The following is a 22700-nucleotide window of genomic DNA, read 5'->3' as shown; positions in this document are numbered from 1 at the left end:
GGGTCTTGTCCGTCAGTCGTCGAGGGCGCCGCCCGCGTCGACCTGTCCGCCTCCGTCGGTGGTGGTGTCGGCGTCGGCTCCGCCGAGCAGTCCGCCCGTCAGTCCGCTGTCGCCGGTGAGCGCCCCGGTGAGTCCGGTGTCACCGGTGCCGAATGCGTTGTCGGCGTCGATGTCCGACCAGCCGCCTGCGTTTCCGCCGACCACTCCGGTGGTGGTGTCGGCCACTCCGCCGGTCACGCCGCCGACCACATCTCCGGTCACTTCGGCCGGTCCGGTACCCGCGTCCGCAGTGAGATCCAGCGGTGCGGGAGCACCGACGCCGCCGCCGAGTCCGGCCACGCCGTCGAGAGCGTTCTCGAGCTCACCGGTGGCCCCTCCGGTCAGCACGGACTCGACGCCGCCGCCCAGTCCCAGACCGCCTGCGGCGTCACCGCCGACCACACCGCCGATGGCACCACCCGCATCGAGGTCGCCGCCCGCAGCACCGCCGACCGCGCCGACCAGACCGGCATCGATGTCGGTGGCCGCACCCAGCAGCGCGTTCGCCGAGGTGTCGGCATCGGCGATCAATCCGCCGCCTGCGGCGACAACACCACCCACTGCGGTTTCCACACCGCCGCCCACGATGGCGCCGGCGCCGAGTCCTCCGGCGATGCCCGCGTCCCCGGCAGCTTCGAGGCCACCGACCAGCGCAGCGGCAGCGGCGAGTCCACCGGCCGCGCCGGCATCAAGAGCTCCGTCGATTCCGCCGACCAGGGCGCCGCCTGCGCCCAGTGCGGTGCCGATCCCGGCACCGACTTCCGTCTCCACGAGTCCGCCGAGGTCGGCTGCAACCAGACCGGCTGCGCCGAGCGCGGTGCCGAGGACTGCGCCGAACTCGCCGGCGAGGCCACCGTCGATGTCGAGGGCGCCGTCCAGGACCACACCCAGGGCACCACCGAGGTCGAGGCCACCTTCGAGCAGTCCGGCCAGTTCACCGGCCAACGCACCTTCCAGTGCTCCGCCGATCGTTGCTCCGAGGGTCGCTCCCACTGTGGCGGCCAGCGCGCCACCGGCGGCGAGCGCTGCAGCCACCTCGGCACCGAGATCGGTGTCGAGAACCGCGTCGAGGCCCAGGGCGCCGGTCAGGCCGGCAACGAGTTCGGCGCCGAGACCGGCATCGAGGTCGCCGACCGCACCGATCACAGCGCCGAGAACGCCACCGAACTCCGCACCGAGTTCGCCACCGACGGCCAGGACCCCGGCGAGTGCGGCCGCGAGTTCGGTGGCCAGGCCGCCCGCCAGCAGTGCGGTGAGGTCGGCCCCGATCACGCCGCCTGCGGCGAGTGCGGCTTCGAGCACGCCACCGAAGACGCCGGCGATCTCCGCGGCTCCGTCCAGTCCGAGCGCGCCGCCCACGATTGCGCCGAGCGCGAGCCCGAGGTCGAGGCCGCCGGCCAGCAGCCCGGCGAGCTGTGCGCCGAAGTCGGCGTCGAGCAATCCACCGATCGCACCGCCGAGGGCAAGACCCAGTCCGGCGGCGACTTCGCCTCCGGCAGCCAGCACACCCGACAGCGCGGTGCCGAGGGCAAGACCGAGGTCGGCTCCGCCTGCGAGCAATGCGGCGAGGTCGAGGTCGCCGAAGGCACCGAGGGCGGCTTCGAACGCTCCGGTCAGGCCGGCGGCGAGACCGCCGCCGAGTCCGAACACCCCGGCAAGTGCCGCGGCCAGTGCGCCGTCGACATCCAGGAGGGCTTCGAGATCTGCGGCGCCGGCCAGTTCGAGCGCGGCGCCGAGGACACCACCGAGCGCGAGACCGAACTCGCCTGCCAGGTCACCACCGGCCGCCAGGACGGCGACAAGCGCGCCCTGCAGGGTCGCGGTGAGTCCGCCGGCGAGCAGTGCGGTCAGGTCAGCTGCCAGCAGGCCGCCGGCTCCGAAGGCCGCGGCCAGCGCAGCTCCGAAACCGGCCGCGATGTCTGCGACAGCGCCCAGTCCGAGAGCTCCTTCGAGGATCGCGCCGAGTGCGAGTCCCAGGTCCAGGCCACCGGCCAGCAGACCGGCCAGCTGGGCCCCGAAGTCTGCTTCGAGAAGTCCGCCGAGCACACCACCGAGGGCGAGGCCCAGTCCGGCAGCGATCTCCCCGCCGACTGCGAGCACACCGGCGAGAGCGGTTCCGAGCGCCAGGCCCAGCTCGGCACCACCGGCGAGCAGTGCCGCGAGGTCGACGGCGCCGAACGCGCCGATGGCGGCGTCGAGAGCCCCGGCCAGTACAGCGGTCAGACCGCCGCCGAGTCCGAGGACACCGGCCAACGCAGCAGCCAGGGCACCGTCGACGGCAAGGAGGGCCTCGAGATCGAGGACACCGGCCAGTTCGACTGCGGCACCGAGCAGTGCGCCGAGGGCCAATCCGAACTCTCCGGCGAGGTCACCCCCGACGGCGAGGGCCGCGGCCAGTGCACCCTGCAGGGTCGCCGTCAGGCCGCCGGCGAGGGCCAGCAGCAGGTTCGCATCGAGCAGTCCGGCGAGTGCACCGGTGAGCGCGCCGGTGACGTCGAGGACACCGGCGAGGACTGCACCGAACTGCGCGGCCAGACCGGCACCGAGGCCGAGGACGCCGGTGAGCGCCGCGCCCAGGGCCAGTCCGGCATCGAGACCGGCCGCGAGTGCGGCGGCCAGGTTCGCCGCGAGGGCACCACCGAGACCGATCGCGCCGCCGATCACCGCACCGAAGGCCGCGCCGATGCCGGCGGCAAGGGCGCCACCGAGTTCGAGCGCCGCGGTGAGAGCGCCGCCGATGACGGTGGCGAAGCCGAGGGCTGCGTCGAGGTCGAGGCCACCGACCACGGCCAGAGCGGCGTTGATCGCTGCGGCCAGGCCTGCGGTCAATTCACCGGTGACGCCGAGTCCGGCGCCGAGGACAGCTGCCACGGTTGCGCCGATGTCCAGTACGCCGTCGAGGTCGAAGATCGCCCCGAGGCCACCGCTGAGGTCCAGGATACCGCCGACGATGGCGCCGATGGCCGCGCCGAGACCGGCAGCGATCTCACCGCCGACCGCCACACCACCGGCAAGTGCCGCCGCCAGCACCACCGCGAGCTGCCCGGCGAAGTCCAGGTCACCGAAGTTGATCCCGCCGAGGTCGAGACCTCCGAGATCGATGAGCCCGAGATCGATGTTCCCCAGGTCGATCGATCCGAAGTCGAAGTTGCCGAAGTTCCCGAAGTTGATGCTTCCGAAGTCGATGTTCCCGAACTCGAAGCCACCGAGGTCGATGTCACCGAAGTTCACGTCGCCGAAGTCGATGTTCCCGAGCTGCAGACCGCCGACGGCGAGGCCGCCACCGATCGCGCCGACGTTGATCGCTCCGATGCCCCCACCGCCTTTGCCGGCATTGATGATGTTGGTCAACCGCGACCCACCCGCGAACAATCCGGATTCGGCAACCATCGGTGCCGCGGCGACGATGTCGGCGTGGCAGAGCTCGGGCAGGCCGGCGGCGTTCAGCGCGCCCTGCGGGTTCAGGCAGTAGGCGTTGGCGGCTTTCTCGTCGCGGAGGAGGCCGAGGATGAAATCGAGTACTGCGTTGCTGGGCATGGCGTTCTCCTGTTGCCGGGCGGATCCAGGTGGGTCCGCTGAGATTGTCTCCACGCTATGAGTTCTGCGGAGCCGGCCCAACGGGCCAACGCCCCCTTCGTCGCTGATGGGGGCGTTAGGGGAAGCCCCCCGGTGCATTAGGGGGTCTAGGGGATCGACCCGCACATCCGCGACCACCCGCCGAACCGGTAACACCATCCCTACCTGCGGCGACATCATGGGAGATGGGCATCACAGGGTGAGTCGATGCCGTAGGCGCACCAGAGGAGTCGGCAGACCATGACCACATCGCTCGGTTTGAAGATCGGCAGCACCACATGTGTTGCAGTACCCGGTACCGACGATCGCCTCGGTGATGCAGTCGTGCGCGGCCCGATTCTCGAGTTGGCGCCCGACGCCTCGCCCGAACTCGTCGACCGGCCGGGGCCGTACCGGGTCGGCGGTTTCACCGAGCGGGTGGGTGATCCCGTTGCCCTGGTGACCGACGACGGTCGCCAGTACACCGGTGAAGACCTCTACGCCGCTGCGATGGCCGCTCTCGCCGCCGACGCCGGCGCCTGGGATGCCGACGCGATCGTGCTCGCCAGCCCGAACGAATGGCAGGACTACACCGTCGAGGCCCTGCGCGCGGCCGCGGCCCGGCAGGACATGCCGGAGGTGACCGTGGTTCCCGAGGCGATCGCCGCGGTTGCCGCGCTCGCCGAACACAAGGGTCAGCTCGACGGCGTCACCGTGGTGTACGACCTCGGTGGTTCATCACTCGATGTGGCGGTGGTGCGCACCGGGGCCGACCCGGTGGTCATCGGCCGCCCTCTGAAGTCCGAAGAGATCAGCGGGGCCCAGTTCGACCATCTCGTTCTCGGTCATGTGCTCGAATCGGTGGGCGCCACGGACGCGATCGACCCGTTCGATGCGGCGACGATGGAGGGCCTGGCCGAACTCCGGGTTCGCTGCGCGGCGGCCCGCGAGGCGTTGTCCTCGGACACCGAAACCGTTGTCTCCATCGATCTTCCAGGAATCCGCACCGAGGCCAGGCTCGTCCGGTCCGAGCTCGAAGACCTGCTGCGGGCACCCCTCGCGAGCTCGATGGCCCTGGTGATCGAGGCCCTACAGCTCGCCGACATCGAGCTGGGCGCGGTCTCCACGATCCTGCTCACCGGCGGCGGTTCGGCCACCCCTCTTGTCAGTGAATTGGCGTCGTCGATGCTGCGTATCCCGGTCGCGGTCAACAACGACCCGGCGACCACCACCGCCACCGGCGCCGCGCTCATCGCCCACACCGCGGCGAAGGCGGCCGCGGCCGCGTCGGTCGCGGTCGTCCCCGCGCATGCATCGGCTTCGGATGAGCTCGTTCCCGCCGGCGCGCACGCACTCACCCCGGCTCCCCGCACCGTCAAGGTCGAGCCCGCCTCGATGTCGCGGGGCAAGCGCACCGCCATCGTGGTCGGAGTCGCCGCAGCGATCGCTCTCCTCACCGCCGGAGGCCTGTCGGTGGGCACTGCCCTGACCGACGACGAAGGGCCCAAGCCTGCCGCCGCAGAGTCGTCCGTGACGAGTTCACCGACCGCTTCCTCGACTGCGCCCGACGGCTCGCCCGCCGGGTCCTCCACCGACACGAGTGGTGGAACCGGCAGCAGGACCCCGGGCACGGTCACCACCGGCGCCGACGGACGGCCGACAACGGTGGCACCCAGAGGCGGTACGGCCGCCCCCGCCCCCGCCGCGCCGGGTGCGCCGACCGCTCCCCAGAACGGTGCGCCGGCTCCCGCACCGGCACCCGGCGGAGGAGCCCCGGCCCCGGCGCCCGCTCCAGCTCCAGCTCCAGCCCCGGCACCGGCTCCAGCTCCCGCCCCCGCGCCTGCTCCCGCACCGGAGCCTGCGCCGGCCCCCAACCCCGGTGGCGGTCTGCTCGGTGTGCCGGGCCAGGTACTGGACGGCACGGGCGCGGCAGTTGGTGGACTCCTCGGTGGAATCGGCGGGTGATGTCGCAGTCGGCCGCAGTCCGGTGAACCGCCTCCCCGGAGCCACCGCGTTCACCGGAATGCCTGCCGCACAAGCATTGCTGTCCGCCGTACACGCCGGCGGTCCGGTACTCGCATTTGTCACCGGCGTCGCCGGAAGCGGTAAATCGGACTTGTTGCAGCATTGCCGTCGGCTTCTGAACCGTTCCGGCACACAGGTTTTCACGACGATCCCAGAGCATGAGGCCACCCGGCCCGGCTGCGCCGTCATCGTCGACGACGTGCACCACTGGGAAGCCGGCAGCCTGAGCCGCCTCACCGACCTCGCCGACCGCGGCGACCTCACGGTGATCGCCGCCGCCGAACCGCGCTTGTCCGACAACAACATCCGGCAGGTGCAGCGAACGTTCTCCGCCCTCGGCACCGACATCAAGCTGGGCCCACTGCCCACGCCCGCGATCATCGCCCGTTCAGGCGGGACCGTGTCCGCACCCGTGGCCGACGTCATCCGCCGAATTGCCGGCGGGAACCGCGCAGCCATCGACACCGCTCTCGACGTCCTGCGAGCCGACCCCGCCGCCGACGAACGGGTTGCCCGGGAGGCGATCGCGAAGTGGCAGCACGAACGGCTGCGCGCGCTTGATCCCACCACTCACGACGTACTGACCGTGGCGGCCCTGCAACCGTCGCCCGATCCGCACACCATCGCCGATACCCTGGGCCTCGACCCCACCGCAGCCATCGAAGCCCTTGATCGGGCAAGAGGTTCCGGTTTCCTCACCGGCACCGACGAGTTCCTTCCCGCCGCTCTCCCGGTTCTGCGAGCGGTGCGGGGCGAACACCAGATCGCGTCCACCCATCGCTCGCTGGTGGACGCGCTGCTCGACCGCGGGGCCCTGACCGTCGACGGAGCCCTGGCCGCCGCCCGCTCGGGCGTCGTCGACGGCCGTCTCGCGGATCTCCTCCTGTCGGCGGCCCGCACCGCTCCCCCGCCCCAAGCGGCCGACCTCTGGCACGCAGCGCTGACGGCCGGCGCCGACCCCGGTGTCGTCCGGGTTCCGCTGGCCGATGCCGCGACCCTGGCCGGCGACCTCGACACCGCCACCCGATTGGCCGACACCATCCTCGCCGCGGATTCACCATCCGATCGCCGTGACGCCGTCCGGATCGGCGCCGCGGTCGCGGCACGGCGTGGAACGTATTCGCGGTCGGCCGACCTCTACCGGTGGCTGGGGCCAGAGGCCGCCGGACCGGACGCCACGATCGGCGTGCTGACCCTGCTCGCGACCGGGGATCGTCCGGGGGCCGAGGAGTTCTCGGCAACCGCAGGCGCCGCGCCGCCGACCACCGACCACGCCCGCGGAACCCTGCTCAGCTCCGGCCTGCTTGCGTCGTTGACGTCGTCGCCGGCCGCGGCCCTCGGTCCGATCCTGCGGGCGGTGTCCCTCTCCGCCCAGCACCGCCGGGCCGAACCCGAGTCCGCCGCTGCCGTCGCGGCGCTGCTCTGTCTGCACAGTGGCGACCTCGCCGGCGCGAAGGCCGCACTGTCGCGCGATTGCGATCAGACCCCACGCGAGCATCTGCTCCTCGGATGGACGGCGATGGTCGGCGGCGACTTGAGCACCGCCGCGGACATCCTCGGAGAGGTCACGCCCCAGAACCTGCGGGACGAACTGGTGGCCCATGCCCTTGCCGTGGCGATAGCCCGACGTCGCGGCGACATGGGTGCCCTGGTCGCCGCGTGGCGCGACGCCGTGCCCGCGGTGGCCGAGATGGAGGTGGACCTGTTCGCACTGCACCCACTCGGCGAATTGTGGCTCGCGGCGGTCCGCTTGCAGGACACAGCGCGACTCGCCCACCTGGTGGCGGCCGCCGACCGTTTGCTCGCGGCTCTGGGCTCGCCGCCGGCGTGGTCGATGTCGTGGAGTTGGTACGGGGTGCAGGCCGCCATCCTCGCGGACGACCCCTCGGCCCTGGTCCCCTATGCACGTCAGCTCGGTCAGGCCGCCGCAGGCGAACCGTTCGGTGCGGCCCTTGCCGACGCGGGCCGGGCGTGGCTGCGGGTGCTGCAAGGACAACCCGATGTGGCCGAGGTGAAAAAGGCCGCGTCGGCGCTCGAGCAGGCCGGATTGCCTTGGGACGCGGCTCGACTCGCCGGCGAGGCCGCACTCCGGGTCGACGACACCCAGGCGGCCACCTCATTGCTGCAGGTCGCCCGACTCGTCGGCGCACCAGCGGTCGCGGCCACCGCAACACATGTCGATGCCGCACATCCGGCCGCCGGCCCGTTGACCGAACGCGAGGCCGAGGTGGCCCGAAACCTGCTGCTCGGTCTGACCTACCGCGAAATCGGCGCCCGCCTGTTCATCTCGGGCAAGACCGTCGAGCATCACGTGGCGAGGATCCGGCGTCGTCTCGGCGCCGGGTCCCGGTCGGAGATGTTGTCGATGCTCAGAGCCGCGGGATACGGCCCGACAACAAATCAAGGGGGAGCCCAGAGCGCCACCTCATCCTGAAGGTGAACATCTGGAACAATTCCCCCGGTGAGCGCCACCATGACCGACCCACCAGTCGTGTCCGGGGCGCCATCGAAAAAGTCCACCGAGTACCGCCACGACCTCGACGGACTGCGCGGCATCGCCATCACCCTGGTGGCCGTCTTCCACATCTGGTTCGGCCGCGTGTCCGGTGGAGTCGACGTCTTCCTGACCCTGTCCGGCTACTTCTTCGTGGCGTCGCTCCTCAAACATGTGCTGGCCACCAGCTCTCCCGCTGCTCGGTGGTCGACGGCGATCAATCCTGGGCCACGCCTCTGGCGGCTCGCGCGACGACTCCTCCCCGCGCTTCTCACGGTGCTGCTGTTCATCGTGGTGCTGTCGCTGTGGCTGATGCCTCGAACCCGATGGTCGCCGCTGGGCGACGAGGCCATCGCCTCGGCGCTCTACTACCAGAATTGGCACCTGGCCCTGGCATCGCAGGACTACCAGGCCGCCGATTCGGCGAACAGTCCGATGCAGCATCTGTGGTCGATGTCGGTGCAGGGACAGTTCTTTGTGGTCACGTTGCTGGCCGCATTGGCGCTCGGCGGCGTCCTGAGAGGGCTCGCACTCAGATTCGATGTCTTCGGCCGACCGAAGGTCATCCGCGGGATCGTGTTCGCCGCCCTGCTCGGTGTCGCGGCGATCTCCTTTGCGTGGGCCCACCACCGGCACGGCATCAACCAGCCCTTCAACTACTACGACACCATCGCCCGTTGCTGGGAACCGATAGCCGGCGGTCTCCTTGCCGTGTGGATGCCCCGGCTCAAGATGGCGCAGTGGATGCGAAACCTGTTGGGACTGATCGCTTTGGCGCTCATCATCAGTTGCGGCTGGTGGATCGTCGGGGTGCAGCAGTATCCGTCGACGCTCGCATTGGTGCCCGTCGGCGCGACCCTGTTGCTGATCTGGAGTGGCTCGCGCCAGACCGCGCCCGGTGAGCGCACCGATCCCGGCGCGGTCAGTTCGTGGCTCGCCCACCCGTCCATCGTCTGGCTGGGCTCCATCGCCTACGCCTTGTATCTGTGGCACTGGCCGCTGCTGATCTTCTATCTGACCTGGCGATACAAAGACAGCGCGAACATCATCGAGGGCGCCGGGATCATTGCGGTCTCACTGCTCTTGGCCTGGGCCACAGCCAGATACGTCGAGTCCCCGATCCGGGCCGGAAAGACGCCGTGGCGACGGTCGGCGACGGTGCTGACGGCAGTTCTCCTGGTACTCACCGTGGTCGCCGGGGCGGGCATCGTCAGCTGGAACCGGCACGTGCAGAACATGACGGTGGACACCCAGAATCTCGATCCGCGTCTGTATCCCGGCGCACGCGCGTTCCTCGACAGCGTGCCGGTGCCACGGGTGGAGCCCGAACCCAGTCCGCAGGTGGTCGAAAAAGATTGGCCCATCACGTCGTACGACTCGGTGATCTCCGGCTGGAAGGACGGATCGATCAGAGTCGGCGTGTACGGCGACGTGAACGCCACGCGCACTGTGGCTCTGGTGGGCGGCTCCCACGCGGAGTACTGGATCACCGCTCTCGATGCGATCGGCTTGCAGCACGGGTTCAAGGTGACCACCTACCTCAAGGTGGGGTGCCCGCTGACCACGGACTACGTGTTCACCTGGTTCGGCCAGAAGTACTACCAATGCAACGAGTGGTCGCGTGACGTGATGGCACGCCTGGCCGTGGACAGACCAGACGTGGTGTTCACCAACAGCACTCGCCCGGTGGAAGGTCAGGTCACCGGCGACTTCGTCCCCAAGGACTACCTCGACATCTTCACCGAGTTCCGCGACCGCGGACAAAAGGTGATCGCCGTACGCGACAACCCCTGGGCCGTCGGCCAGGAGAGTCCACCGGAATGCCTTGCGCTGGGCAAAAAGCCGTCGGTGTGCGGGGTCGAAAGGTCACTGGTGATGTCACCGACCGACCCCGCACTGGACATCGCGCCCCAGTTCCCGAACATGAGTTTCCTCGACTACACCGACGCGATGTGCAGCGACACATACTGTCCTGCGGTGGTCGGAAACATCCTCCTATGGCACGACTTCCACCATCTCAGTGCGACGTTTGTCCGCAGCCTCGTCCCGGCACTCACCGCCGACATGCAGACGGCTCTACCCGGCTGGTGGTGAGACCGCCTACGCCTCACTCTTCCAGCGGGCGATGTCGTCATCGGTGATCTCCACCGGGCCCGTGGCCGGTTGGGTGATCCGGATGTGGTTGCCGAAGGGATCCCTCAGTGCACAGTCGATTCCGTAGGGCTGCTCCGTCGGTTCCTCGGTGAACTCGACACCGAGTGCGGACAGTTCGTCGTAGGTCTTCCGGCAGTCGTCCGTGGTCAGCATGGCAGCGGCACCCAGCGCACCCTTGGTGACGAGGTCGCGGACCGATGCGGCCACCTCTTCGCTGTGGGCCGGCGGCCCCGGGACCTCGAGGAGGATCTGACGATCCGGGTCTCCCGGGAGGGCGATGGTGAGCCACCGCATGAAACCCATGTCGACGTCGTCTTTGACTTCGAAGCCCAGTTTCCCGACGTAGAAGTCGAGTGCTTCGTCCTGATCGAGAACCATGACCGAGTGAATGCTGATGTTTTTGAACATGTCTCAACGTTAGGGGCAGGGGTGACCGCGCCGCTTATCCAAAACTGCTCGGTCTCGACCACGTTCTGACAAAGCATCCCGGCACCTTCACCGGCGTGGCGGTGGCCCGGAATCCGCTGGGCGACTCCCCGACCACGGCTCGGAACGTCCGGCTGAATGTCCCGAGGCTTTCGAAGCCCACCATCGCCGCGATGTCGGTGACGGGCAACAGGGGATCGCGCAGCAACATCATCGCTCGCTCGATGCGTCGGCGCTGCAGATACCGGTGCGGTGTCTCCCCGAACGTGGCCCAGAACGTACGGGTGAAGTGGGCGGCGGACATGTGTGCCACTTTTGCCAAACGGGGAACGTCGAGTGGCTGTGCGTAGTCGCGATCCATCGCGTCGCGGGCGCGCAGCAACCGTCGATTCTGATCCTCACCGGGACTCATCACCACGGACAGAGCCTAAAGAACTACCCGAACTGATCCCAGCCGAGTTTGGCCGACATGACCACGACCACCACGAGCAGGGCGACCCGGATCACCCCTGACCCTCGCTTCAGCACTGTCTTCGATCCCAGCAGTGATCCCGCGACATTGGCCACCGCGAGTAGCAGCCCGAGCTGCCACCACACATGCCCCTGGATCGCGAACACCACAAGGGCACCGAAGTTCGTCGCGGTGTTGGCGATCTTGGCCAGTGCCGCACTCTCGATGAAGCTGCGAGAGAGCACCACGGTGAGCGCGATGATGAGGAACATCCCGGTACCGGGGCCGAAGATGCCGTCGTAGAAACCGATCACCGCAAACGCGACACATCCGGCGATCATCTGCCGGCGGCTCAGCGGGCCGCCCGACCCGGTGCTCCGGCCGAAGGAGGGCCTGCATGCCACGAAGATCCCGACGGCCAGCATCAGCACGATCACCAGCGGCCTGATCACTCCCGCCGACACCAGCGACGCCGCGGTGGCACCGGCGGCCGCACACACCCCGGCGATCGGTACGGAGATCAGGGCGAGGCGTCGCGGGACGGCGGTCACCCGGGTGAACGCGATGGCGGCCGCGCCGGTGCCCCAGATCGCCGCGAGCTTGTTGGTGCCCAACGCAGTCGCCGGTGCCACGGTGGGGAACGCGATGAGCATCGCCGGGATCAGCACGAGGCCGCCACCACCGATCACCGCGTCGATCCAGCCCGCCGCAAGGGCTGCGACCAGCAACAACGTCAACACATCCCAGTCGGGAATCATCTCGCACAGCCTTTCCACACCACATGGACAGTAGGTGGACGTGACAAATCCCTCAGACACCGAGGAGGGTAATCACAGGTGGATGCGGCATGCTGTACGACGATGACCGCCACCACCCCCGCCGATTCCGCAGGCGCTGGGACCGTCACCAGCAGGTCCCGGCCGACCGCGAAGCGGGCGTATCTACATCACGTCGACCTGATCCGGGCGACCACCTTCTCGCTGGTCATCTTCGTGCACTGCCTGACCGCGACAACCGACGAATGGGACAGCGTTCCGGTCAACTCGACCACCCTGCTGCTCCACTTCACCCGCAACATGTTCTTTGCGCTCAGCGGCTTCGTGCTGATGTACCAGAACTTCGAGCGGGTCGACTTCCGGTCGGTGGACTTCTGGCGCCGGCGGATGAAACTGGTCATCTTCCCGTTTGTGATCTGGTCTTTTGTGTATTGGGCCGTCGAGGACATGTGGGCGCACGGGCGCACCGGTGACATCCCCGGCAGCCTCGGGGAGTTCTGGGATCTGCTCAAGTGGGGCCTATCCGGGTTCCACATGTACTTCTTGTTCGTGATGCTGCAGGTGTACCTGCTGTTCCCGCTGGTGCTGTGGCTGGTGCGCCGCACGCGTGGCCGCCATCTGGCGCTGCTCGCCGTCAGTGCCGCAGTGCAGTGGGCATGTTTTGTGGTCATCACGCACTGGCAACCACCTGCGAGCATCGCCGGGGTGTGGTGGCACTACTACGCGACTTTCGTGCCGTATCAGTTCTTCGTGTTCGCGGGAGCGGTGACGGCGGTCCATCTCGACGACATCCGGCTGTGGCTACAGGGCAAGGGCTGGTGGTTGTTCAGCGCACTGGTGGTGACCGGGTTGTTCGCGCTCGGCAACTTCTGGTGGCGGGTGTGGGGTGATGATCAGCGTGCGATCGATGCGAGCGCCGCTTTTCAGCCCACGTTGTTCCCGTTCCTCGTCGCCGCGGTGGCGTGCCTGTACGCGGTCGGCCAGCACTGGGCCGACCATCACCGGCGCAACACCCCTCGTTTCGACCGCATGGTGAAGTACGCCTCGAACCGCTCGTTCAGCGTCTTCCTGCTCCATGCGCTGCTGATCTTCTTCATCCTCTACCCGCAACGCAACAACGTCGCGTGGGTGGTGGACGTGATGGGCGCGCCGTGGGCGACCATCGTCGTGTATCTCGGCACCCTTGCCGGCTCGCTGCTTGTGGTGGAGGCCCTGCGCCGGATGCCCGGGTCGGCGTATCTGACCGGTCGGCCCCGGTTGCCGATGCCAGACAAGTTCGACGTCGCTCAGCTCATCAGTACCGTCAGCAATGCCCGCGGTCGGGCCAGCACTGTCTCACGCAGGTGATTGCGCGCGATTGTCCATGTCGGACAATCACATTCGGCGAGTACGCCGTGGGCTTCGACACCGGCGTCGCGGCACAGCGCCACCGCACGACCGAGGTGGAAACCCTGGGTGACCACCAGCGCCGACCGCACCCCGAACAGGTCGTGCGCACGACGGCATGATGCCGCGGTGTCGTATCCCTCGGGGTCGTCGATGATGTCCGACGAGGGCACCCCGTTCCGCTCGAGATAAGCGCGCATCACCGCCGGCTCGTTGCCCGCCACCGCGCGGCCGTTCCCGGAGTTGAGGACTTGCTGCACCCGGCCGTCGCGATACAGCGCGAGTGCCGTGTCCAGCCGGCCACGAACGTACGAATCGGGTTCGCCGTCGATCACCTTTGCCCCCAGCACGAGCGCCACGGATGCCGAGGGGGCTTCGGCGGCCTCGGACGTCCGGCCATGGGCCTGCACGTACACCCAGGTGCTGGCGATGGTCACGACAAGCTCGACGCCTGCCAGCCCGGCGCCGATCAGCAGTAGAATTCGGTAACGACTTATGGCGGACATCACAAATACCTTACCGATCAGTAACTTAGGACAACCTGCGCAAAACCTTGGCACAGCCAGGCCTTAACGTACCTAGTGGAGAACACTGCGTGCGCTGGAGCGATTCAACGCGACGCCGTGAGCGCCACACAGCTTGCGATAGGGCCAGGCCCCATCTGGGGCCATCAGGCCGACCGGGTGAACCATTCGACCGCGATGCGTAAACAGACGTATATCGGGCGGGCGGTTCGAGAGAGAAAGGCCGTGACGCCGTGAATACCGCGACGATCACCATCGGCACCATTGCTGCTCTGGCAAGCCTGGTGTGCTGGGCACTGTTTTTCCGCGGAGTGTGGACGATGCTCCGCACCATCGCCAAGGGGCAGAAGGACAACACCCGGTTCACGCCGGTGCTCCCTCGCTTCAAACAGATGATGATCGAGTTCATCGCCCACACGCGGATGGCGAAGTTCCGAACCGTCGGCTGGGCCCACTGGCTGGTGATGATCGGGTTCCTGCTCGGTTCACTGCTGTGGTTCGAGGCCTATGGCCAGACGTTCGACGCCAAGTTCCACTGGCCGTACTTCGGCGACACCTTCGCCTGGCATCTACTCGATGAGCTCCTGGGCATCGGCACCGTGGTCGGCATCGTCACCCTGATCATCATCCGTCAGCTCAACCACCCGCGGGTTCCCGAGCGGCTCTCCCGGTTCTCCGGCTCGCGCTTCGGCGCCGCGTACTTCGTCGAGGTGGTCGTGCTGCTCGAGGGCCTGGGCATGATCATGGTGAAGGCCGGCAAGATCGCCACCTACGGCCACGCACATGCCGGCTCGGACTTCTTCACCATGCAGGTCGCCAAGCTGCTCCCGGCCAGCCCGACCATGGTCTCGGTCTTCGCGCTCATCAAACTGATGTCGGGCATGATCTGGCTCGCCGTCATCGGCCGCAACATCACGTGGGGCGTGGCGTGGCACCGCTTCTCGGCCTTCTTCAACATCTACTTCAAGCGTGAGGACGACGGCGGGGTCGCGCTCGGCGCGGCCAGGCCGATGACATCGGGCGGCAAGGTCCTCGACATGGAGACCGCCGACCCCGACGTGGACGCATTCGGTGCCGGCAAGATCGAGGACTTCACCTGGAAGGGCTGGCTCGACTTCACCACCTGTACCGAGTGTGGTCGCTGCCAGAGCCAGTGCCCGGCATGGAATACGGGCAAGCCGCTCTCCCCCAAGCTCCTCATCACCTCACTGCGTGACCACGGTTACGCCAAGGCGCCCTACCTCCTCGCCGGCGGCAAGAAAGACATCAGCGGCGACGAGATCGGTCTGGTCGACGCCGACGGAAACGTCCTGCAGGACAAGCTCGATGCGATCCCCGAGGCCGCCCGCAACGAGGCCGAGCGCAAGCTGGTCGGCGAGAGCGAAGGCACCACGGGCGCGGTCATCGACACCGAGACCCTGTGGAGCTGCACCAACTGCGGTGCATGCGTCGAACAGTGCCCGGTCGACATCGAGCACGTCGACCACATCATCGACATGCGCCGCTACCAGGTGCTCATCGAGTCGGACTTCCCGTCCGAACTCGCGGGCCTGTTCAAGAACCTGGAGAACAAGGGCAATCCGTGGGGCCAGAACTCCAAGGACCGCACCAAGTGGATCGACGAGATGGACATCGAGATCCCGGTGTACGGCCAGGATGTCGAGAGCTTCGAAGGCTTTGAGTACCTGTTCTGGGTCGGTTGCGCCGGCGCCTACGAGGACCGCGCGAAGAAGACCACCAAGGCCGTTGCCGAACTGCTCGACATCGCCGCCGTGGACTTCCTCGTCCTGGGTGAAGGCGAAACCTGTAACGGTGACTCCGCCCGCCGAGCAGGCAACGAGTTCCTGTTCCAGATGCTGGCGCAGCAGAACATCGAGACCCTCGACGAGATGTTCGGCACCGCTCCCGCGCAGGCCAAGAAGATCGTTGTGACCTGCCCGCACTGCTTCAACACCCTGGGCAACGAGTACCCGCAGGTCGGCGGCAAGTACGAGGTGGTCCACCACACCCAGCTGCTCAACCGACTGGTCCGCGACAAGCGGCTCATCCCGGTGGCCCCGGTCAACAAGGACATCACCTACCACGACCCCTGCTTCCTGGGCCGCCACAACAAGGTCTACGACGCCCCGCGTGAGCTGATGGACGCCTCCGGAGCCAACCTGACCGAGATGCCCCGTCACGGCGAGCGCTCGATGTGCTGTGGCGCCGGCGGTGCCCGCATGTGGATGGAAGAGACCATCGGCAAGCGCATCAACCTCGACCGGGTCGACGAGGCACTCGGCACCTCACCGGAGAAGGTGGCCACCGGCTGCCCGTTCTGCCGCGTGATGCTGACCGACGGCGTGACCGCGAAGACCTCGGGCACCGAGCTCGAGAACAAGGTCGAGGTACTCGACGTCGCGCAGCTGATCCTCGACTCCGTCAGGCGCGGCGCCCCCGAGATCAAGCGCGGCGGCCGTTTCCTCGGCGCAGCGTCGCTGGGATTGTCGGCGCCGGTCGCCGAACCAGAGGCCAAGCCGGTCGAGAAGAAGGAACCGGCAGCCGAGCCCGCCAAGGCGGCAGCGGCCACAGCCACCGACACCAAGGAAAAGCCGAAAGTCGGCGGCGGACTGGGCATCGGCGGCGGCGCCAAGAAGCCGGGCGGCGGTGCTCCCAAGCCCGGTGGCGCGGCCAAGAAGCCGGGCGGCGCAGCAAAGCCGACGTCCGACGAGAAGGCGACCGCGCCCGCAGCCGAAGGCGCCAAGGGCCTTTCGATCGGTGGCGGCGCCAAGAGGCCGGGAGCTCCGAAACCCGGTGGCGCAGCCAAGAAGCCGGGTTCGGCGAAGCCGGCAGCCAAGGCCCCCGAAGCCGCGGAGGCGACCGCAGGCACCGAGTCGGCCGAGACCACCGAGACCAAGGCCGCACCCGTCAAGGGGCTGTCGATCGGTGGGGGCGCCAAGAGGCCGGGAGCACCCAAGCCCGGTGGCGCAGCCAAGAAGCCGGGTTCGGCGAAGCCGGCAGCCGAGGCCCCCGAAGCCGCGGAGGCGACCGCCGAGACCGAGTCCGAGGCGACATCGGTCACCGAAGAGCCGGCCACCACCGGCCAGGCCGGCGAGAAGCCGCCGGCCGCTCAGGTCAAGGGCCTGGCCATCGGCGGAGGTGCCAAGCGTCCCGGAGCCAAGCGTCCCGGGGCCCCGAAGCCGGGAGCAGGCAAGCCCGACGAGGATGTCGCACCCGCACCGGTGGCCGACGAGCCGTCGAAGGTGGACGAGCCGGAGGTCAGTGAACCGGCCGCGGAGGGTACTGCGGAGGGCGGGGCATCAGAACCGTCGCCCGCCGTTCCCGTCAAGGGCTTAGCCATCGGCGGCAGCGCTAGGAGGCCGGGCGCGAAGAAGCCAGGTGCGGCGAAGGCCGCTCCCGCCCCGGAGCCCGAAACCCAGCCCGAGCCGACCCCTGAGCCCGAAACCCAGCCTGAGCCGGCTGAGGCACAGGAGACCGCCGAGGCAACCGAAACCGCTGAGGTGACAGAAGCCGCACCAGCAGCCACGGAGAGCACCAACGGCGCAGCTGCCACCAACGGTGACGCACCGGCCGACAGCCGGACGCTGGCCGAATCAGGCCCCTCCAAGGCCAAGGGATTCGGCATCGCAGCAGGCAAGAAGCGTCCTGGTAAACGCTGAACCCGAAAACGATTTGCGAAAGGCTGGCACCATAAGCAGGTGAGCAGACCACACGTGTCGACGGTGTACCGCGACCTCAAACCACTCGAGCAATCGGCGAAGCTCCGCAATGTCGCCTACGAGATCCGCGGACCGGTGACGGCCCACGCCGCTCGCCTGGAGGCGGAGGGGCATCGGATCCTGAAGCTGAACATCGGCAATCCCGCCCAGTTCGGTTTCGAGGCGCCGGACGTGATCATGCGCGACATGATCCACGCGTTGCCGTACTCCCAGGGGTACAGCGAATCCTTGGGGGTGCTGCCGGCTCGTCGCGCGGTGGTCACCCGCTACGAACTGATCCCGGACTTCCCGTACTTCGACGTCGACGACGTGATCTTGGGCAACGGTGTATCCGAGTTGATCACCATGACCATGCAGGCGTTGCTCGACGACGGCGACGAGGTGCTGATCCCCTCCCCCGACTACCCGCTGTGGACCGCGATGACGGCGTTGTCCGGGGGTAAGGCGATCCACTACCTCTGCGACGAGGAAAACGACTGGAACCCCGACATCGCGGACATCGAGTCGAAGATCACCCCGCGCACCAAGGCGCTGCTGGTGATCAACCCGAACAATCCGACCGGCGCGGTCTACAAACGGGAAGTTCTCACGCAGCTGGTCGAATTGGCCCGCAAGCACTCGCTGCTGCTCCTGGCCGACGAGATCTACGACAAGATCCTGTACGACGATGCCGAGCACATCAATCTCGCGTCGCTGGCGCCGGACCTGCTGTGCCTCACGTTCAACGGCCTGTCCAAGGCGTACCGGGTGTGCGGTTACCGGGCCGGGTGGGTGGCCATCACCGGGCCGAAAGACCACGCGAAGGGTTTCATCGACGGCATGAAGATGCTGGCGTCGACCCGCCTGTGTTCAAACGTTCCGGGTCAGCACGCCATCCAGGTCGCGCTCGGCGGGTACCAGAGCATCGAGGATCTTGTCCTGCCCGGCGGTCGGCTCCTGGAACAACGCGACATCACGTGGGAGAAGCTCAACGAGATCCCCGGCGTGAGCTGTGTGAAGCCGATGGGTGCGCTCTACGCGTTCCCACGCCTGGACCCCGAGGTGCACGACATCCACGACGACGAGAAGTTTGTCCTCGACCTCCTGGTCCGCGAGAAAATCCTTGTTGTGCACGGCACCGGATTCAACTGGCCCAACCCCGACCATTTCCGCATCGTCACGCTCCCGTGGTCGCGCGATCTGGGTGACGCGGTGCAGCGAATGGGCAACTTCTTGGCGAGTTACAAGCAGTAGAACCACATAACCGCAGCTCAGCACCTCTTGATTTAAGTGTGACGACTGGTAACGTCTAACTCACTCAATCACTCAAGGGGGAGTTGATGACTGCTATCGACAGCACTCAGAGGGCCGCCGAGCCCGCCTGGCGGTCACGCACCGTGATCCGCAGCGGCGTGGAGCTGGCCGTGTTCGAGCTGGGCGAGCGGTCATCTGACAACCCGACCGTGGTGCTTGTGCACGGATGGCCCGACACCCACCACCTGTGGCACTCGGTGGCGCCGATCCTCGCCGAGCGCTATCACGTGGTTGCCTATGACACCCGCGGCTACGGCGAGAGCGCCAAGCCCGACGGCGACGCCGCCTACCGGCTCCCCGAGTTGGCAGCCGATCTCTTCGCGGTGATCGACGAGGTCAGCCCAGGCGAGGCAGTTCACGTCCTCGCGCACGACTGGGGTTCGGTCCAGACATGGGAAGCCGTGTGCACTCCCGGCGCCGACGACCGGATCGCCTCGTTCATCTCGGTGTCGGGACCGAACCTCGACCACCTCGGCGAATGGTCTCGCGAGCGTTTGCGTCACCCGACCCCGAAGTCCCTGGGACAAGCGCTGTCTCAGGTGCTGTCGTCGAGTTACACGGCTGTGTTCCAGCTCCCGGTGGTACCCAAAGCGCTGTTCGGCGCCGCCATGCACCCCGCGACGTGGCAACGGCTGCTCACCGCCGTCGAGGGCACAGACCCGGCGAACCTCACCTTCGCACCGACTTTCCGTGCCGACGCGGTGTCGGGACTGCGGTACTACCGCGCCAACATCCGTCCGCGACTGGCGAATCCGAACCCACGCAGCACCACGGTTCCGGTGTTCGAGGTGGTGAACACGCGCGACATCGCTCTGCGCAGTGCAATCTTCGCCAATACCCCTCGCTACACGGACAAGCACTGGCGTCGCGACACCGAGACCGGCCACTGGCTGCCCTACACGAACCCCGGATACCTCGCCGAGATCGCCGGTGATTTCATCGAGACGATGCGCGGGGGCGAGGTGTCTCCCGTCATCCAGCGTGCGCGCCGGCGGGGCGAGAACACCTCTGTGTCCGGCAAGCTCGCGGTCATCACCGGCGCGGGTAGCGGAATCGGCAAAGAGACGGCGATTCTGCTCGCCCGCAACGGGGCCGAGGTCATCGTCGCGGACATCAACCTCGACGCGGCCGAGTCGACCGCTGCCGCAATCACTTCCAGCGGAGGCCTGGCCACCGCCTACCGGCTCGACGTGGCCGATCAGGACGCGTTCGCCGCATTCGCCGACGACGTCACCAAGCGCCACGGAGTTGCCGACATCGTGATCAACAACGCCGGTATCGGTTTCGCCGGACACGCCCTCGACGCCACCGACGAACAGATCCGGCGCCTGATCGACATCAACCTGCTCGGGGTCATCACCGGCAGCCGGGTCTTCGGCCGGGCGATGGTGGAACGCGGTCTCGGCGGCCAGATCGTCAACCTGGCCTCGGCAGCTGCATTCACACCACAGCAGGGCCTCGGCAGCTACGCGGCCACCAAGGCCGGGGTGCTGATGTTCAGCGAATCCCTCCGAGCCGAACTGGCCGAACATCACATCGGGGTCTCGGCCATCTGCCCCGGCATCGTCGACACCAACATCGTCGCGGCCACCGAGTTCGCCGGATCCACCGCGGACACGCAACAACAGTTGCGCGACAAGATGAGTGGGATGTACCGCCGCCGCGGCTACACGCCGGACAAGGTGGCGACCGCGATTCTCGGCGCGATCGAGAACAACAAGGCGGTGGTACCGGTGACCCCTGAGGCGCACGCCTGGTACCGCATCTACCGCTTCACACCCGGGCTCTCGCGTCTGATGGCCCGCGCAAAGTTGTTCTGAACAGGAGACCGCGATGACCCACGCTTTTGATCCGGGACCAGTCGAACTGCATGCCCGCAACGTCGAGTTCGAGTGGAAGAACACCCCGCTGCACTGGATCCCGAACCATCCGGTGTCGTCCAATGTGATCAGCATGCTCAATCTGCTGCTGCCAGAGGGTGAACGCTGGTTCGTGCAGACATACAACGAGGCACTGCCCCTGGTGAAGGACGAGGTGCTCGCGGCTGCGATGCGCGGCTTCATCGGGCAGGAGGCGATGCACGCCGAAGCCCACGACCGGGTTCTGTGGGAGTTCCTCGACGAGAACGGTCTCGACCCCCGGCCGTTCCAGCGCCAGATGGAGTGGATCTTCCGAAAGATCCTCGGCCCCTCCGAGAAGGGCACTGCGAAGGCACGGTACAAGCACCTCGTCGAGCGGCTCTGGCTGATCGCCGCCATCGAGCACTACACCGCGGTACTCGGTGACTTCGCCCTGAACAACAAGTGGGACGAGCACGGCGCCGACCCCATGATGGCCGACCTCTTCCGGTGGCACGGCGCCGAAGAGGTCGAACATCGTTGTGTGGCACATGATGTGGCCACATACTTCGGCGACAGCTACCTCAAACGTGGCCGGGCCATGCTGGTCGCCCTGCCGGCGTTGCTCTTTGTCATCCACCGCGGCATCCGCTTCATCGCCCACGGCGACCCGGCAGGCAAGGTGAGCTACCCCCGGTTGTGGCTGGGATGGTTCTCCGGCGCCCGAAACGGGCTGCTGCCCACCCTCCGGTCCATCGTCTTCGCGACCTTCAGTTACTTCCGGCGCGACTTCTCCCCGATGGAGGTGGGGTCGACGGCCCAGGCCGTCGCCTACCTCGCGACGTCACCTGCGGCCCGGACCGCGCACCCATGAATCAGCGCCACCACCCGCACACGACGTCGATGACGGCGCCGCCGCCGCATCTGTACAACCGGTATCAGCACGACCCGGCGATGCGGATCGCGACACTGCTCGGCAAGGTGTGGTTCCCGCTGTGGAGCACTCTCACCAAAACGCCTGTGCCGAAAGAGGTCCACCGCGTCACCACGGTGCGGATCGTCGGCCGCGAGGTGGTGGCCGAGGACGAGAACGTGGTGGCCCTGACCCTCGCCGACCCCGACGGCGGCGAGCTCACACCGTGGTACGCCGGCGCTCACCTCGACCTGCTGCTGCCGTCCGGTCGCATGCGGGAGTACTCGCTGTGTGGTGACCCCGCCGATCGTGACCACTACCGGATCGCCGTGCGGCGGATACCGGACGGTGGTGGCGGATCTGTGGAGGTCCATGACCAGCTCCGGGTTGGCGACCTGCTGCGGATCAAAGGGCCGCGCAACGCCTTTCCCCTTGCGCTGCCCGGTCATGGGTCGCCGGCCCGCAGACTGCGATTCATCGCCGGCGGGATCGGCATCACCCCGATTCTGCCGATGTTGCAGGCCGCCGAGCGGCTGGGCCTGGACTGGTCGATGGTGTACACCGGCCGCAGCGTCGACTCTCTGCCCTTCGTCGACGAACTGGCCCGCTACGGGGACCGGATCACGGTGCGCACCGACGACACCGACGGCATCCCCACCGCGCATGATCTTCTCGGTGGGGACGACGCCGACTCACCGGGGCTTCCCGGAACGTCCGTGTACTGCTGCGGCCCCGTCCCCATGCTGAACTCGATCCGTGCCGCGCTGGCGGGCAGAGCCGACATCGAACTGCACTTCGAGAGGTTCTCTCCGCCACCGGTTCTCGACGGTCGGCCATTCCGGGTGACCCTGGACAGCACCGGCGGTGACGTTGCGGTCGGTGCCACCGAGTCGACACTGGCGGCGGTTCGCCGGGTTCTGCCGTCGGTGCCGTACTCGTGCCAGCAGGGCTTCTGCGGCACCTGCAAGGTCCGGGTGCTCGAAGGCCAGGTCGAACACCGCGACAACATCCTCACCGAACCAGAACGCGACGCCGGTGTGATGCTCACCTGCGTCTCGCGGGCCGAGGGTGACCACCTTCGTCTCGACCTCTGAACCCGAACAGCAA

14 protein-coding genes are annotated in these 22700 nt (G+C 67.7%); 9 read left to right on the top strand and 5 right to left on the bottom strand.

The window, feature by feature from the left end; translation table 11 throughout:
- Nucleotides 1-12: 12 nt before the first annotated feature.
- Nucleotides 13-3576: an IniB N-terminal domain-containing protein gene (locus ACVWY6_RS00440; RefSeq protein ID WP_457535547.1), complete on the bottom strand. Its 3564-nt coding sequence runs from the start codon at nucleotides 3574-3576 to the stop codon at nucleotides 13-15.
- Between the two features lie 279 nt (nucleotides 3577-3855).
- Here ACVWY6_RS00440 and ACVWY6_RS00435 point away from each other — a divergent pair, with 279 nt between their 5' ends.
- From ACVWY6_RS00435 to ACVWY6_RS00425, 3 genes are read left to right on the top strand one after another with little or no spacing between them, the layout of a single operon-like run.
- Nucleotides 3856-5559, top strand: a complete 1704-nt coding sequence (locus ACVWY6_RS00435) for an Hsp70 family protein (RefSeq protein WP_457535546.1) — start codon at nucleotides 3856-3858, stop codon at nucleotides 5557-5559.
- Nucleotides 5543-8053, top strand: coding sequence for a LuxR C-terminal-related transcriptional regulator (locus ACVWY6_RS00430; RefSeq protein ID WP_457535544.1), 2511 nt, complete (start codon nucleotides 5543-5545; stop codon nucleotides 8051-8053). The genes ACVWY6_RS00435 and ACVWY6_RS00430 overlap by 17 nt, the downstream gene beginning before the upstream one ends.
- Nucleotides 8054-8092: 39 nt before the next feature.
- Complete coding sequence (locus ACVWY6_RS00425) at nucleotides 8093-10207, top strand: acyltransferase family protein (protein ID WP_457536823.1); 2115 nt, start codon at nucleotides 8093-8095, stop codon at nucleotides 10205-10207.
- Nucleotides 10208-10213: 6 nt separating this feature from the next.
- On the opposite strand, the gene ACVWY6_RS00420 is transcribed toward ACVWY6_RS00425, so the two are convergent.
- From ACVWY6_RS00420 to ACVWY6_RS00410, 3 genes are read right to left on the bottom strand one after another with little or no spacing between them, the layout of a single operon-like run.
- On the bottom strand, nucleotides 10214-10675 hold the full coding sequence (locus tag ACVWY6_RS00420; protein ID WP_457535542.1) for a VOC family protein: 462 nt from the start codon (nucleotides 10673-10675) through the stop codon (nucleotides 10214-10216).
- A gap of 34 nt (nucleotides 10676-10709) precedes the next feature.
- Nucleotides 10710-11105 carry a helix-turn-helix domain-containing protein gene (locus ACVWY6_RS00415; protein WP_457536821.1) on the bottom strand — a complete coding sequence of 132 codons (396 nt, stop codon included), beginning with the start codon at nucleotides 11103-11105 and terminating at the stop codon, nucleotides 10710-10712.
- Nucleotides 11106-11128: 23 nt separating this feature from the next.
- Nucleotides 11129-11902, bottom strand: a complete 774-nt coding sequence (locus ACVWY6_RS00410) for a TSUP family transporter (RefSeq protein WP_457535540.1) — start codon at nucleotides 11900-11902, stop codon at nucleotides 11129-11131.
- A gap of 102 nt (nucleotides 11903-12004) precedes the next feature.
- Here ACVWY6_RS00410 and ACVWY6_RS00405 point away from each other — a divergent pair, with 102 nt between their 5' ends.
- Nucleotides 12005-13267, top strand: a complete 1263-nt coding sequence (locus tag ACVWY6_RS00405) for an acyltransferase (protein WP_457535538.1) — start codon at nucleotides 12005-12007, stop codon at nucleotides 13265-13267.
- Here the strand turns inward: ACVWY6_RS00405 and ACVWY6_RS00400 are convergent.
- Nucleotides 13207-13812, bottom strand: coding sequence for a SanA/YdcF family protein (locus tag ACVWY6_RS00400; RefSeq protein WP_457535537.1), 606 nt, complete (start codon nucleotides 13810-13812; stop codon nucleotides 13207-13209). The two genes, ACVWY6_RS00405 and ACVWY6_RS00400, sit on opposite strands and share 61 nt — an antisense overlap.
- Nucleotides 13813-14063: 251 nt before the next feature.
- Between ACVWY6_RS00400 and ACVWY6_RS00395 the strand changes: the two genes are divergently transcribed.
- From ACVWY6_RS00395 to ACVWY6_RS00375, 5 genes are all read left to right on the top strand, one after another.
- Entirely contained in the window at nucleotides 14064-17489 is a 3426-nt protein-coding gene (locus tag ACVWY6_RS00395; RefSeq protein ID WP_457535535.1) for a heterodisulfide reductase-related iron-sulfur binding cluster, read from the top strand.
- Nucleotides 17490-17528: 39 nt separating this feature from the next.
- A complete protein-coding gene (locus ACVWY6_RS00390) occupies nucleotides 17529-18782 on the top strand; it encodes a pyridoxal phosphate-dependent aminotransferase (RefSeq protein WP_031332719.1) in 1254 nt (417 codons plus the stop codon).
- Nucleotides 18783-18868: 86 nt separating this feature from the next.
- On the top strand, nucleotides 18869-20662 hold the full coding sequence (locus tag ACVWY6_RS00385; protein WP_457535532.1) for an SDR family oxidoreductase: 1794 nt from the start codon (nucleotides 18869-18871) through the stop codon (nucleotides 20660-20662).
- A 13-nt stretch (nucleotides 20663-20675) separates the two neighbouring features.
- A complete protein-coding gene (locus ACVWY6_RS00380; protein WP_062796975.1) occupies nucleotides 20676-21554 on the top strand; it encodes a metal-dependent hydrolase in 879 nt (292 codons plus the stop codon).
- Nucleotides 21551-22687 (top strand): PDR/VanB family oxidoreductase, encoded by a 1137-nt coding sequence (locus ACVWY6_RS00375; RefSeq protein ID WP_317712192.1) that lies wholly within the window; start codon nucleotides 21551-21553, stop codon nucleotides 22685-22687. The genes ACVWY6_RS00380 and ACVWY6_RS00375 overlap by 4 nt, the downstream gene beginning before the upstream one ends.
- The last annotated feature ends 13 nt before the right edge of the window (nucleotides 22688-22700 follow it).

It is taken from the genome of Williamsia sp. R60 (assembly GCF_054063855.1).
This window is presented reverse-complemented; position numbering and strand designations above follow the sequence as displayed.